This window comes from Plantibacter sp. M259 (assembly GCF_006065115.1).
GTDB classification, from domain to species: domain Bacteria; phylum Actinomycetota; class Actinomycetes; order Actinomycetales; family Microbacteriaceae; genus Plantibacter; species Plantibacter auratus.
On sequence record NZ_CP040750.1, the window covers coordinates 2,170,112 to 2,182,820 of the forward strand.

Below are 12,709 nucleotides of genomic sequence, written 5' to 3' on the forward strand. Positions count from 1 at the left end.
CAGACCGGGAACCGGTCGCGCGCGCAGCGTGGCCGTTCTGTTCACGACCCCGTCGTCGCCCGGTCGTACGGTGAGACCATGACACTGAGACTCGGCTTCATCGGCATCGTGACGAACGACATGGCGGCCTCGCTCGCCTTCTACCGAGCCTTGGGCGTGCCCATCGAGCCCGGTCAGGACGACGCTCCCCATGTGGATGCACTCCTGGACGGAGGGGTGGCGCTCGCTTGGGACACGGTCGAGACGATCCGCGGTTTCGACCCGACCTTCGTTCCGGCGTCCGGCGGCCACCGGATCGCCCTCGCCTTCGACCAGGGGAGTCCGGCTGCCGTCGACGCCACCTTCGCCACGCTCGTCGATGCCGGATACGCCGGGCACGTCGAGCCCTGGGACGCCGTGTGGGGGCAGCGGTACGCGACCCTCCTCGACCCGGACGGGAACTCGGTCGACCTCTACGCCGCGCTCGCCGCGAACTGAGCGGGGCTCGAGCCGACGAGACGCCTGAACTCGCGGGAGAGGTGGGGTTGGTCGGCATAGCCCGCCGATGCGGCGACGTCGGCGATCGACGAGCCCGAGCGGAGCATTGATCGAGCGTGATGTGCGCGATCGAGGCGCACGAGCGTGGCGTAGCCGTATCCGAAGGTGGCGAGCATCCGCCGCCGGAAGGACCGTTCGGAGCCGCTCAGCGTCGCGGCGACGTCACGCGCCGGCGTCGCCTCGGACGCCGCTCGGCGGACGGCGTCCGACCAGCGACTCGCTTCGGCCAGCTGGGCTGCGAACGTCGCGAGCGTACCGATCGGGGAGGGTCCGGCTTCGAGTGGGATCATCGCCTCGCGCAGCCGTGCCGCGGTCCGCCGATCGGTGACGTCGCCGAGCAGTACGAGCTGGTCCGCGATCGCTGCGAGATCGAGGCCGAGCAGGAGCCTGGCCCGCCCCGGCTGCATCCTGAAGCCGAACGACCCGGCGGCCCCGTCGGGACCGGTTGCCAGCCACCGTGTGGACGGTCCGGCCACCTCGACCCGGCCGTCGCGGAGGATCAGGTCGACGCAGCCGTCGGCCGGGACGGCCGCCCCGCCCGCGCTGTCTTCCGAGCGCCACAGCGCGTCGCCGGAGAGGAGGACACGCTCGGAGTACACCTGCCCAGTGTCTCAATCGGCGCGTGATGGTGTCGACACCGACCGGACCGATTGAGACCGACGACGGCCGTGGTCCGCCGCTCACCACCACCCGCTACGGCGATGGCGGCGCGGTCGGTCAGCGGTGTTCCGCGGAGGATCGACCGCCCTGACCGACCGGCTGCTGCGGGAGCCCGACCTGCCACAGGATGAACGCCACCACGCTGCAGACCGCGAGCGCGGCGCCGATGATCAGTGCAGCCGTGCCGGTGGAGGCGAGCCAGTCGTGGTGGCTGATCCAGCCGGGATCGTCCTGCGGGAAGTCGAGGAACGACGCGTAGGTCGAGATGCTCACGACGCCTGCCCCCAGGAACGCCGCACTCAGTGCGGAGGTGCTCCAGGACAGTGCCAACCAGGCTTGAGAGCTTGCCGAGGTGCTATTCATCGGTCCGCTACTCACTCGTGTCGGCCGACGCCGGGGCAGGCGGGTGCCTGGGCCAGCCACCAGGCGGCGATCGCCTGGTCGGCCTCGCTGGGGTCGCGTGGTGGATCCAGCTCGTCGTCTGCGCTCCCGCACGGCTGGGCCGTGAAGCCGGCGATCCGCGGATTGTCGGCGCTCATCGAGAACGAGATCGCCGTCGCCGAGGTGTTCGCGAGCGTCGTCACCTGCTGGTAGGCCGCCCACTGCGGACTCGCCTGCAGCTCCGCGAGGGGCACTCCTCCCAGCGGTGCGTCCTCGGGGAACGCGACCGAGACGATGAGCTCATCGGGCCGGTCGAGGCCGTGATCGAGCTGCTCCGCGTACCAGTCGATGCCTGCCACCGAGCCGCCGAGGGGTGCGAGGACGGCGGTCGTCCCCTCGATCACCGCGATGGTCTCCAGTACGGATGCCGGCACCGGCAGGCCCCAGGCCAGGACGTGCACGCCGGCGGAACCGGGGTCGGGGTTGGACAACACGAGCGAGATCTCCGCCGACGCCAGCGGCATCGGGAGCTCCGCCTGGAATCCGCCCACGAGTCGCGCTGCATCCGTCGGCGTCAGCGGGTCGGCATACACGAACAACACCTTGAGCTCGGACGATGCCGGTCGGTTCTCTCGGGCGGAGAGCGCGATGAGCTCGACCTCGACGAGCTCGACGCGGACCGCATCGACCTCGGCCGGATCGCCGTCGGCCGCCCAGTCGCGCCAGGCCGTCACGGTCGCATCGATCGTCTCCGGTGGCGCACCGGTGTCGAATGTGACCGAACCACCCGCGGCATCCTCCACGATCACCTCGCCGGATTCCTTGCCGTCGGTCGACCGGGCAGCCGCCGTCGCGACGTCGGTGTAGGACTCGGGCGGAGCGCCGTCGGCCATCTCGACGGTGATCCTGGCGTTGTAGTACGTCTCGAGCCCGCCGCCGTTCGACGCCTCGACCGTTCCGCTGACGTCCGCCACATCGGGCAGGTCCTCGACGGCCTCGACGATCGAAGCCCGCGCCGCGTCAGCGCCGGCGCTCGAACCGCATCCGGTGAGCAGGACCGCGGCTGTGACCGCGCCGAGTCCGATGGCGATCGCCCGACGTGCGTTCCGGCGCGCGAGTGCGCCTCGTGATTCCCCCATGCAGGGAGGGTAGCGTGCGCCGCGCTCATCGTCCGGCGCACGGAGGCGGTGCCCATGGTCGAGGATGGATCCATGCCGAACCGAGAGCCGTCCAGCACCAACCCCTACCGCATGAGTCGTCGGCGCATCTCGACGCTGAGCGGTGCGCTCATCGGATCCCTGGTGCTGCTCGTCGTCGTCGCGCTCGTCGGGGCCGCGATCGGCGGGGACGACGCCGAGTCCTGGGTCGCCATCGTGTTGTACGTGGCGTTCGGCCTGCCGCTGGCCGTGGGCGCGGTCCTCGGTGGCCTGGCGATCTCCCGGTGGGGGTGGGTAGCCGGCACCGTGTTCGGCTTGGGTTGGCTCACGATCCTCGTCGTCGTCTTCGACAACGGGTTCGGACTGTTCTACGACGGTGAGGCCGTGGGGCCGGTGGTCTTCGACAACGCGATCTGGCAGCTCATCGGCGTCGCCGGTCTGGTCGTCGGCGGAGCACTGTTCTTCGTCGCCGGTTGGCTGAGCCAGGTCCCGATGTGGATCGGCGGGCCGGCGGGCGGCGTCGACGTCTCGCGCAGGAAGCGTTCGGGCGAGGGGAACGCGGTCGTCCCGCCGGCCAAGCGCAAGCCGCGCCAGAAGCAGCAGCCGAAGCGCCGCTCGAAGCAGCAGCGACGTCGCTGACGATCTGACGTGGCCCGGGCGGACCGGTCAGTCACCGCCGCCCCCACCGCCCCCGTCTCCCCCACCGCCGGAGTCGCCGCCACCGCCGCCGTCCCAACCGCCGGAGTCGCTTCCGCCGTGGTGACCGCCGCCGTGGTGGCCGCCTCCATGGTGACCGTCGCTGTCGACGATGAACGGCATGCCGGAGTCAGATGTCGTACCCCCGCGATGCTTCGACCCGCCAGCACGTCGTCGGGCCTGCACGGTGATCGTGACGACGATGACCGCGACGACGGCGAGGACCGCGATCATGATGACGGTTGAGCTGTCCATGGCTCGACCGTAGCGATGTCCGACGCTTGTCGCATCACTCGCGCGGTGAGTATCGGCGTCCGACCCGGACCTCAGCGCCTCGGGATCGTGGAACCGCGGAGGACGAGGCGGCCCGGCAGGTACTCGACGCCCGGTGCGACGTCCGTGCCCTCGATCGCCTCGAAGATGCGGGTGGCGGCGAGGCGCCCGAGCTGTTGCAGGTTGGCGTCGATCGACGACAGTTCCGGGCGCGAGTTGGTGGCCAGGATCTCCCAATTGTCGAAGCTGACGACCGCGACGTCGCTCGGGACGTCGCGCCCGAGGTCGCGGACCGTGTCGAGCACGCCGCGGGCGATCTGGTCGGAACCGGCGACGATGCCGTCGATCTCCGGGTGCTGTGCGAGCAGCATCGCCGCCGCATCGCGACCCCAGTGCTCGGTCCACTCCGAGAACATCGGCGTGCCGACGAGGTCCAGACCCGCCGCGGCGAGGGCGTTCTGCACCCCCGTCACGCGGTCCCTGGCCGCCGCGTACTGCGGCTCACCCGTGATCATCGCGATCCGGGAACGCCCGCACGCGATCAGGTGCTCGACGGCGAGGCGCCCGCCGTCGCGGTTGTCGGGGGTGATCGACACGTCGGTCGGGTCGTCGGACGGCGCGTAGGCGTAGACGACCGGGACGGGCAGTTTGTGGCCGAGCGAGGGGCGTGGGTCCGTCGTGCGGCCCACCACGATGATGCCGTCGACGCGCCGGGTGAGCAGTGCGTTGAGGTGGTGCTGCTCGCGGATCGCGTCGCCGCGGGCGTCGCAGAGGAACACGTTCACCTGGCCAGCACCGAACGCGTCCTCGGCACCCATGAGGATGGGGATCACGAACCGGCCTTCGAGGTCGCTCGTGAGGAGGCCGACGGTGCCCGTCCGGCCGTTGATGAGGCTGCGCGCGAGTTCGTTGGGGGTGAAGGCGACTTCCTTCGCGGCGTCGAGCACCCGCTGACGGGTCTTCGGTGCGACCTCGCTCCGTCCGTTGATGGCTTTCGAGGCGGTGGCCATCGAGACGCCTGCGATCCGGGCGACGTCGCCCAAGGTCGCCGCTCGGCCGGGGGTACCGGTCACCGAAGCACCGACATCACTGTCTGGCATTGCTCCCCCTCTTCGTTTCCGAAACGTTACCGGACTTCGCTCTTGACGCTACACCGATCCCAGGCTAGCTTTACCGAAAGGCGTTTCGACAGTTTCGAAAACCTCCCATGCACCGCCGGACCCGACCGGTCCGCTCAACGATGAGTCAGAGGAGTCACCATGCGCAGCACGCACACCAGACGGATGCAGCGGGTCGGAGGGGTGTTGGCCGCCAGCGCCCTCCTCGTCGGCCTCGCCGCCTGTTCCTCCGGGGCGGCGGCAGTTCCCCGCTCGCCAGCGCCGGGCCCGAGGGCGTCGACGACGGCTCCGAGCTCACGCTCTGGACCCGCGCCCCACTCGAGAAGCAGGCGAAGCTCCTCGTCGAGGCCTACAACGCCTCGCACGAGAACCAGGTCAAGCTCACCGTCGTCCCGAACGACGACTACGTCGCGAAGGTCGGTGCGGCGGCCGGTTCCGACAGCCTCCCCGACCTGTTCGCCGCCGACATCGTGTACGTCCCGAACTGGGTCGAGCAGGGCCTGTTCCAGGACCTCACCGCGAACATCGACGGCCTCGACTTCAAGGACGAGATCAACCAGGGCCACCTCGCCGCCGGCACGTCCGACGGCAAGGAGCACGTCCTCCCGTTCGTGCTCGACCTGTCGATGCTGTTCTGGAACAAGGAGCTCTACACGGAGGCCGGGCTCGACCCCGAGCAGGGCCCGACCACGCTGGCCGAGTTCGCCGAGGACGCGAAGGCCGTCCAGGCGCTCAACAAGCCCGACACCTACGGCACCGCGACCGGCCTCAACTGCGGCGGTTGCCTCGTCTTCACCTGGTTCCCCAGTGTGTGGGCGGACGGTGAGCAGGTCATGAACAAGGAGGGCACCGAGTCGCTCCTCGCCGAGGACGGCGCCAAGGAGGTCTACAGCACGTGGGCCGACCTCTGGAAGTCGGGCGCCGTGCTCCCGTCCTCGAAGGACGAGGCCGGACCCACCTGGACCGCCGGCTTCACCGAGGGCAAGGTCGGCGTCATGCCGTACCCGGCCACGCTGCTCTCCTCCACTCCCTTCGACGTGGGCGTGTCCGGCATCCCGGGCCCGAAGGGCGGCGACTCGACCTTCGTCGGTGGCGACGGGATCGGCGTCTCGAAGGACAGCAAGAAGGCCGCACAGTCGTGGAACTTCCTCAGCTGGCTGATGTCCGAGGACGCGCAGGTCGGTGTCCTCGCGAAGGACAACGACGTCGTCTCCCGCTCCGACCTCGCCGAGAACGAGTACTCGAGCAAGGACCCGCGCCTCGTCACGATCAACGAGGTCGCCTCGAAGGGTGACACTCCGTACTCGCTGAACTTCCAGGAGGCCTTCAACTCGCCGACCAGCCCGTGGCTGACCCTCGTGCGGAATGCGGTCCTCGAGGGTACCGACACGGTCGACGCCGACAGCGACGCGATCACGGACGTGCTCTCGCAGTAGCCCGATCCGCCGGTGCGCCGCCGCATCCCTCACTGCGACGGCGCACCGGCATCCACCCGCTTCGAAAGGTCCACCCATGAGTACCACCCTCGCCAGACGAGGCCCGACGGACTCGGTCGGTGCCCGGAAGCGCCGAGCCGTGCACGCCCGCACCGGCTGGCTGTTCGCGCTCCCGACCGCCGTGTTCGTCATCCTCCTGTTCCTCGTCCCGCTGGGGCTCGTGTTCCAGATGGCGGCCTCCGACTGGCCGCTCCTCGGCGGCAACCAGGGTGTGAACTTCCCCGAGAACTTCCCGAAGGCGATCGACAACCGCTTCTTCCTCGACTCGGTGGTCTTCACGCTCAAGTACACGGCCATCGCGACCGTCCTGCTCATCGGCCTCGGCCTCGGCCTCGCGCTCCTCGTGCAGGAGTCCAGCCGGTGGAAGGGCTTCCTCCGCACCGCCTTCCTCATCCCGAGCGCCCTCGGCCTCGCCTCGGCGTCGCTCCTCTTCTACGTCCTCTACTCGCCGATCGCGGGGCCGTTCGCCGACCTCACGAAGGCCATGGGCTTCACCTTCCTCGGGACCCCGGACGCGGCGCTCTGGTCGACGGTGTTCCTCATCGTCTGGCGCTTCGCCGGCTTCTACATGCTGCTCATGCTCGTGGGCCTGCAGGGCATCCCGGAGGAGGTCTACGAGGCGGCGCGCATCGACGGTGCATCACGCTGGCAGACCTTCCGCGACATCACGGTCCCACTGTTGAAGCCGACCCTCGCGCTGACGACGGTGATGTGCGTCACCGGCTCACTCCTCGCGTTCGAGCAGTTCTACATCCTCACCAAGGGCGGCCCGGACAACAGCACGATCACCATCGTCCAGCTCATCTACAACGTGGCGTTCCAGGGCCCGAACAACCTCGGCGTCGCCGGCGCGCTGTCGGTCATCGTGCTCGCCGCGCTCATCGTCATCAACATCGTGCAGATCCGCGCGTTCAGCAAGAAGGTCGAGGACTGAGCATGACCATCACCCGCAAGGAACCGGCCACCGTCACCTCGACGATGCCCGACGTCCGTGGTCACGGACGCAATCGCAGCCGCGGACGCGACGGGAAACCGACGAACTTCTTCGGTATCGCCATCCGGATGCCGTTCTGGATCTTCACGGCGGCGCTCGCCGTGATCTTCCTCTACCCGCTCGTCTGGACCGCCGTCCGCTCGGTGTCGCCGCTCGCCGGCACGAACCAGACCGAGGGCTGGGGGCTCGGCAACTACATCACCCTCGCCGGGTATCAGGACGGCATCCTGCAGTACATCGGCAACTCGGTGTTCGTCTCGCTGCTGACCGTGATCCTCACGCTCGTCATCTCACTCTTCGGCGGGTACGCGTTCGCGAGGTTCCAGTTCCGCGGCAAGAACGCCCTGTTCCTCGCCACCATCGCGATCCTCATGGTCCCGTACGCGACGCTGCTCATCCCGCTCTACGTGCTCCTCAACCTGGTCGGGCTGTCGAACTCGCTCGTCGGGGTGGCGCTCGTGCTCACCATGTTCCAGCTGCCGTTCTCGACCTTCATGATGCGCATCGCGTTCGAGTCGATCCCGAAGGAGCTCGACGAGGCCGCGATGGTCGACGGCTGCACGTCCTGGAGCGTGCTGTGGAAGGTCCTCGTGCCGGCCGTGAAGCCGGGGCTGATCACGGTCGGCCTGTTCGCGTTCCTCGCGGCCTGGAACGACTTCATGGCGCCCCTCATCCTCATCAACGACTCGGCGAAGATGACCCTGCCGCTCGCGGTCTCGAACCTGCGCGGCCAGGTCCAGGGCGTCGTCGACTACGGCGCGACCGAAGCCGGCGTCGTGGTCCTCGCGCTGCCGTGCATCCTCCTCTTCCTCATCCTCCAACGTCACTACGTGCGCGGCTTCATGTCCGGCGCCTTCAAGGGGTAACCATGAGCACCACCACCAGCACCACGCCCACGACGTCCACTCCGCCAACTCCGTCGGTGACCGTAGCAGCCCCGGTCGTCCCCACCACCGGTGCGCTCACACCGCTCGGCCTCGACGAGGTGCGCATCACCGACGGCTTCTGGGCCGATCGCCAGCGGGTCAACGGCACGGCGACGCTGCCGCACGTCGAACACTGGCTCGAGCGGGAGGGCTGGCTCCGCAACTTCGACCTCGCCGCCGCCGGGACGCTTCCCGAGGGCCGCCGAGGGCGCGAGTTCGCCGACTCCGAGGTCTACAAGTACCTCGAGGCCGTCGCGTGGGAGCTCGGACGGCTCGGCGGTGACGAAGCGCTCGAGTCGCGGTTCCGCGCGATCGTCGACCGGGTCGCCGCCGCACAGGAGGCCGACGGCTACGTGAACACCCGCTTCGGTCGCCCGGGTCAGGGTGAGCGCTGGTCGGATCTCGAGTGGGGGCACGAGCTGTACTGCCTCGGCCACCTCTTCCAGGCGGCCGTCGCCCGGGAGCGGACGAGCCCGGGCTCCGACGACGGGCTCCTCGGGATCGCGACGCGGGCCGCGGACCTCATCTGCGAGGTCTTCGGCACCGACGGCATCCAGTCCGTGTGCGGGCACGCCGAGGTCGAGGTGGGGCTCGCGGAGCTGTCACGGGTGACGGGCGAGCCGCGCTACCTCGAACTCGCGTCGCTGTTCGTCGAGCGTCGCGGCACCGGCGTGCTCCAGGACATCGAGTGGGGCCGCGCCTACTTCCAGGACGACGTGCCGATCCGCGAGGCCGAGGCGTTGCGGGGTCATGCGGTCCGCGCGAACTACCTCGCGGCCGGTGCCACCGACATCGCGGTCGAGCAGAGTGACGCCGGCTTGCTCGACGCCCTCCGCGGCCAGTGGGACCGGACGATCGCGCGCCGCACCTACCTCACCGGCGGGCAGGGCTCGCACCACCAGGACGAGGCGTTCGGCGAGGACTTCGAGCTCCCGTCCGATCGCGCCTACTCCGAGACCTGTGCCGGCATCGCGTCGATCATGTTCAGCTGGCGGCTGCTGCTCGAAGACCGGGACGTCCGGTACGCCGACCACATCGAGCGCGTCCTCTACAACGTCGTCGCGACCTCGCCGTCGGCCGCCGGCACGGCGTTCTTCTATGCCAACACCCTGCACCAGCGCACGCCGGGGGAGTCGAGTCCAGACGACGAGGTGTCGCCGCGGGCGTCGTCCTCCGAGCGTGCGCCCTGGTTCGACGTGTCCTGCTGTCCACCGAACGTGGCCCGGACACTCGCGAGCCTGGCGGCGTTCGTCGCCACGAGCGACGACCGCGGCGTGCAGATCCATCAGTTCGCATCGGCGGCGATCGACACGGTCATCGGCGGCGAGCATGGCGGGCGGTTCCGGGCCGAGCTCGTGACCGACTACCCGCGCTCTGGTGTCGTCACCATGCGGATCGTGGAGGCGCCGAGTGGACCGGTGACCGTCTCGCTCCGCGTGCCGTCGTGGGCTGATGACGCGGTGGTGACCGTCCGACCCGTCGACGGGGAGCCCACCGATCGTGCCGTCACCCCGGGCTACGCCGACGTCGAGCGGTCCTTCGTCCCCGGTGACGTCGTGGAGCTCGCGTTCAGCGTCCGTCCGCGGGTCACCCTGCCGGATCCCCGCGTGGACGCCATCCGTGGCAGCGTCGCGATCGAGCGCGGACCCGAGGTCTACTGCGTCGAGTCGGTGGACCTCCCGGGCGGTGACGAGGCGATCGCGCGCATCGAGGTGGGGGAGGGTGTCGTGCCCGTCGAGGACGCGGACGGTCGGCTGTCGATCGAGCTGCGCACCCGGAGTCTCCCCGACACCGCCTGGCCGTACGGCGATGCGTTCGCCGGGTCGGGACCCGATGAGACCTTCACCGCGAGCATCGCGCCGTACCATTCCTGGGCCGAGCGCGGGCCGTCCACGATGCGTGTCTGGATCCCGATTGCCCGGGCGTGAGGGCGGAGCGCGTCATACTGGTGTCCTGTCGACCAGCGATCCGGAAGCAGCCATGACGTATCCTCCGAACCCCGAGGTCCCCTCCGGCCAGCCGCCGTATGGCCAGCCACAGTCCGGCCAGGCGCCCTACGGGCAACCGTACGGCCAGCCCCAGTACGGCCAGCCGCAGTACGGCCAGGCACCGTACGGCCAGCCGCAGTACATCGCGCCCCCGCCCCGGGGTGCCAGCTCGCCGGACGACCTGACCCTGCCGCTCTACGGGGCCACGTTCCGCCAGGCCACCAAGCGGTTCTTCAAGCAGTACGCGAACTTCTCGGGGCGCGCGTCGCTCAGCGAGTACTGGTGGAGTTCGCTGCTCACGACGATCCTGATCCTCATCCCGACGCTGCTCGTCATGGTCGGTGCCATCATGACCGGCGTCGCAGCAGCGACGGCTGCGCAGGAAGGAGACCTGTCCGGGGGTGGCTATGACTTCGCGGAGCCTGGGCCCATGGAGTTCGGCATGCGTGTGCTCCTCATCCTCGGCGTGATCCTGCTGTTGGTGGTGTGGTTCGCCCTCATCGTGCCGAGCCTGGCGATCACCTGGCGGCGCCTGCACGACGCGAATTTCCCCGGCCCGTACTACTTCTTCACACTCGTCCCCTCGATCGGGAGCGTCATCATCCTGGTCCTCGTGCTGCTGCCGTCGAAACCGGAGGGCCAGCGCTTCGACCGTCCGGCGCAGGTGCCGCCCGGGCGCTGAGCCGCACCTCACGCCGGCAGTTCGGCGGCCTTCCGCAGCAGGACGTCGCGCTCGCGGTCGTTCGCTGCGAGGTGCGCGGCGGTCAGGAGTTCCGAGCGCGCTTCCTCGATGCGCCCCAGCCGTGCGAGCAGTTCGCCGCGGACGCTCGGGATGAGATGCGACCCCCGAAGTGACGCATCGTCGGCGAGCCCGTCGACGATGCGGAGCGCCGTCGCCGGGCCGGTCGCCATCGACACCGCTATCGCGCGGTTGAGTTCGACGACCGGGTTCGGGGCGATCCGTCCGAGCGTCTCGTAGAGGATCACGATCTGCTCCCAGTCCGTCGCGTCCACGCTGGGGGCGACCGAGTGGCACTGCGCGATGGCCGCCTGCAGTGCGTAGGCACCACGGCCCCGGCCCAGCGCGTCGGCCCGTGCCAGGGTGGTGCCGCCGCGAACGATCTGCGCCCGGTCCCAGCGCTCGCGGTGTTGGTCGGCGAGCAGGATCGCGGAGCCGTCGGGTGCGACGCGGGCGGCGAAGCGTGAGGCCTGGAACTCCATGAGGGCGACCAGCGCGTGCGCCTCCGGCTCGCGGGGGACGAGCGCGACGAGGCGTCGGCCCAGCCGCAGGGCCTCGTTCGCGAGCTCGGCGCGGATCCAGGTCGGTCCGCTCGTCGCCGCGTACCCCTCGGTGAAGAGCAGGTAGACGACGCCGAGGACGGCCGACAGGCGCCGGGGCCACTCGGCCGGGTCCGGCGCCTCGAAGTGGACGTTCGCCGCGGCGAGCGTCTTCTTCGCACGGGTGATCCTCGCCTGCACCGTCGGCACCGGGACGAGGAGCATCCGGGCGATCTCCTGGGTGGTGAGCCCGCTGACGACCCGCAGCGTCAGCGCCACCTGCGACTCCCGCGAGAGCGCCGGGTGGCAGGCGGTGAAGACGAGCCGCAGCACGTCGTCCCCGATCGGCTCCCAGTCGAGGTCGCTCGCCTGCTCCAGGTCACGGGCGAGCGACCGGTACCGCTCATCGAGGGCTGCCCGACGTCGCCACCCGTCGATCGCGCGACGTTTGGCCACCATCGTCAGCCACGCACCCGGGGTGCGCGGCACGCCGTCGCGCGGCCACTGTTCGAGGGCCTCCAGCAGGGCCTCCTGAGCGAGGTCCTCCGCCAGGCCGAGGTCGCCGGTCAGCTTCGTGAGGGTGGCGACGATCTGCGCGCTCTCGATCCGCCAGACGCCGTCGACCACGCGGCGGGCGGCCTCGTCGCCATCCGCCGCGCCGGTTGCGGTCATGTCGGCGTCGGTCATGTCCGTCTCGCGTCGGTCGCGCTCAGACCGGGTCGGCCGCCGGCTTCGCCACGCCCTCCTGCGCCCGCCACTCCTTCTCCTTCTGGAGGTACTCGTTGTCCGCGTGGTCCGCGAAGTCGGTCTCGTCGGTCACTCGGCGCACCTCGATCTTGTTGCCGGGGCCGAGCGGCGCACGGCCGGCCCATTCGATGGCCTCCTCGCGGGTGGCGACCTCGATGGTCCAGAACCCGTTGAAGAGTTCGTGGAGTTCGCCGTACGGGCCGTCGGTGACGATCGGCGCCTCGGTCGTGAACTCGACGACGGCGCCCTGTGCGGCGTCGGTGAGGCCGTCGCCGCCGACCATCACGCCGGCGTTGATCATCGACTCGTTGTAGGCGCCCATCGCGTTGATGACCGCTTCGAAGTCCATGTCCTCGAGCTTCTCGACGGACCCGCTGTTGCGCATGATGAGCATGTATTTCGACATCGTCTTCTCCTGTCGTCAGGGGCGCTGATCGCCCGCCTCACTCTGACGTCGA

General features: G+C 69.8%; 14 protein-coding genes. 7 read left to right on the top strand and 7 right to left on the bottom strand.

The genetic code is table 11. The features are described from left to right. Positions 1-78 precede the first annotated feature (78 nt). Positions 79-477: a VOC family protein gene (locus FGL15_RS10010; protein WP_085511268.1), complete on the top strand. Its 399-nt coding sequence runs from the start codon at positions 79-81 to the stop codon at positions 475-477. Here FGL15_RS10010 and FGL15_RS10015 read toward each other — a convergent pair. The 3 genes from FGL15_RS10015 to FGL15_RS10025 all read right to left on the bottom strand — a co-directional run bounded on the left by FGL15_RS10015 (position 453) and on the right by FGL15_RS10025 (position 2,717). After that, positions 453-1,136, bottom strand: coding sequence for a helix-turn-helix transcriptional regulator (locus FGL15_RS10015; protein WP_138945917.1), 684 nt, complete (start codon positions 1,134-1,136; stop codon positions 453-455). The genes FGL15_RS10010 and FGL15_RS10015 overlap by 25 nt on opposite strands. A gap of 118 nt (positions 1,137-1,254) precedes the next feature. Beyond that, positions 1,255-1,560, bottom strand: coding sequence for a hypothetical protein (locus tag FGL15_RS10020; protein ID WP_138945918.1), 306 nt, complete (start codon positions 1,558-1,560; stop codon positions 1,255-1,257). A gap of 11 nt (positions 1,561-1,571) precedes the next feature. After that, positions 1,572-2,717: a hypothetical protein gene (locus FGL15_RS10025; protein WP_138945919.1), complete on the bottom strand. Its 1,146-nt coding sequence runs from the start codon at positions 2,715-2,717 to the stop codon at positions 1,572-1,574. Between the two features lie 72 nt (positions 2,718-2,789). Between FGL15_RS10025 and FGL15_RS10030 the strand changes: the two genes are divergently transcribed. Continuing rightward, positions 2,790-3,374, top strand: coding sequence for a hypothetical protein (locus FGL15_RS10030; RefSeq protein ID WP_138945920.1), 585 nt, complete (start codon positions 2,790-2,792; stop codon positions 3,372-3,374). Between the two features lie 27 nt (positions 3,375-3,401). Here FGL15_RS10030 and FGL15_RS20290 read toward each other — a convergent pair whose 3' ends face one another. Then, positions 3,402-3,686, bottom strand: a complete 285-nt coding sequence (locus FGL15_RS20290) for a hypothetical protein (RefSeq protein ID WP_168223368.1) — start codon at positions 3,684-3,686, stop codon at positions 3,402-3,404. A 71-nt stretch (positions 3,687-3,757) separates the two neighbouring features. Further along, positions 3,758-4,804 carry a LacI family DNA-binding transcriptional regulator gene (locus FGL15_RS10040; protein WP_085511264.1) on the bottom strand — a complete coding sequence of 349 codons (1,047 nt, stop codon included), beginning with the start codon at positions 4,802-4,804 and terminating at the stop codon, positions 3,758-3,760. Positions 4,805-4,944: 140 nt separating this feature from the next. On the opposite strand from FGL15_RS10040, the gene FGL15_RS10045 reads away from it, so the two are divergent. The 5 genes from FGL15_RS10045 (at position 4,945) to FGL15_RS10065 (ending at position 10,908) form a co-directional block, all read left to right on the top strand. Beyond that, the gene (locus FGL15_RS10045) at positions 4,945-6,258 is read left to right on the top strand and encodes a sugar ABC transporter substrate-binding protein (protein WP_240773495.1); all 1,314 of its coding nucleotides are present in this window, start codon (positions 4,945-4,947) and stop codon (positions 6,256-6,258) included. A gap of 76 nt (positions 6,259-6,334) precedes the next feature. Next, positions 6,335-7,252 (top strand): carbohydrate ABC transporter permease, encoded by a 918-nt coding sequence (locus tag FGL15_RS10050; RefSeq protein ID WP_085511262.1) that lies wholly within the window; start codon positions 6,335-6,337, stop codon positions 7,250-7,252. Between the two features lie 2 nt (positions 7,253-7,254). Then, the gene (locus tag FGL15_RS10055; protein ID WP_370281623.1) at positions 7,255-8,178 is read left to right on the top strand and encodes a carbohydrate ABC transporter permease; all 924 of its coding nucleotides are present in this window, start codon (positions 7,255-7,257) and stop codon (positions 8,176-8,178) included. Between the two features lie 2 nt (positions 8,179-8,180). Then, entirely contained in the window at positions 8,181-10,166 is a 1,986-nt protein-coding gene (locus FGL15_RS10060) for a glycoside hydrolase family 127 protein (protein WP_138945921.1), read from the top strand. A 52-nt stretch (positions 10,167-10,218) separates the two neighbouring features. Beyond that, the gene (locus FGL15_RS10065; protein ID WP_138945922.1) at positions 10,219-10,908 is read left to right on the top strand and encodes a DUF805 domain-containing protein; all 690 of its coding nucleotides are present in this window, start codon (positions 10,219-10,221) and stop codon (positions 10,906-10,908) included. 8 nt (positions 10,909-10,916) lie between these two features. Here FGL15_RS10065 and FGL15_RS10070 read toward each other — a convergent pair whose 3' ends face one another. Next, positions 10,917-12,176 (bottom strand): RNA polymerase sigma factor, encoded by a 1,260-nt coding sequence (locus tag FGL15_RS10070; protein WP_138947268.1) that lies wholly within the window; start codon positions 12,174-12,176, stop codon positions 10,917-10,919. Positions 12,177-12,213: 37 nt separating this feature from the next. Continuing rightward, entirely contained in the window at positions 12,214-12,657 is a 444-nt protein-coding gene (locus tag FGL15_RS10075) for a YciI family protein (RefSeq protein ID WP_138945923.1), read from the bottom strand. Positions 12,658-12,709: the final 52 nt, after the last annotated feature.

Coding starts and splice junctions, on each gene's coding strand:
- FGL15_RS10010 (WP_085511268.1), top strand. CDS start 79: ATGACACTGAGACTCGGCTTCATCGGCATCGTGACGAACGACATGGCG.
- FGL15_RS10020 (WP_138945918.1), bottom strand. CDS start 1,560: ATGAATAGCACCTCGGCAAGCTCTCAAGCCTGGTTGGCACTGTCCTGG.
- FGL15_RS10025 (WP_138945919.1), bottom strand. CDS start 2,717: ATGGGGGAATCACGAGGCGCACTCGCGCGCCGGAACGCACGTCGGGCG.
- FGL15_RS10030 (WP_138945920.1), top strand. CDS start 2,790: ATGCCGAACCGAGAGCCGTCCAGCACCAACCCCTACCGCATGAGTCGT.
- FGL15_RS20290 (WP_168223368.1), bottom strand. CDS start 3,686: ATGGACAGCTCAACCGTCATCATGATCGCGGTCCTCGCCGTCGTCGCG.
- FGL15_RS10040 (WP_085511264.1), bottom strand. CDS start 4,804: ATGCCAGACAGTGATGTCGGTGCTTCGGTGACCGGTACCCCCGGCCGA.
- FGL15_RS10045 (WP_240773495.1), top strand. CDS start 4,945: ATGAGTCAGAGGAGTCACCATGCGCAGCACGCACACCAGACGGATGCA.
- FGL15_RS10050 (WP_085511262.1), top strand. CDS start 6,335: ATGAGTACCACCCTCGCCAGACGAGGCCCGACGGACTCGGTCGGTGCC.
- FGL15_RS10055 (WP_370281623.1), top strand. CDS start 7,255: ATGACCATCACCCGCAAGGAACCGGCCACCGTCACCTCGACGATGCCC.
- FGL15_RS10060 (WP_138945921.1), top strand. CDS start 8,181: ATGAGCACCACCACCAGCACCACGCCCACGACGTCCACTCCGCCAACT.
- FGL15_RS10065 (WP_138945922.1), top strand. CDS start 10,219: ATGACGTATCCTCCGAACCCCGAGGTCCCCTCCGGCCAGCCGCCGTAT.
- FGL15_RS10070 (WP_138947268.1), bottom strand. CDS start 12,176: ATGACCGCAACCGGCGCGGCGGATGGCGACGAGGCCGCCCGCCGCGTG.
- FGL15_RS10075 (WP_138945923.1), bottom strand. CDS start 12,657: ATGTCGAAATACATGCTCATCATGCGCAACAGCGGGTCCGTCGAGAAG.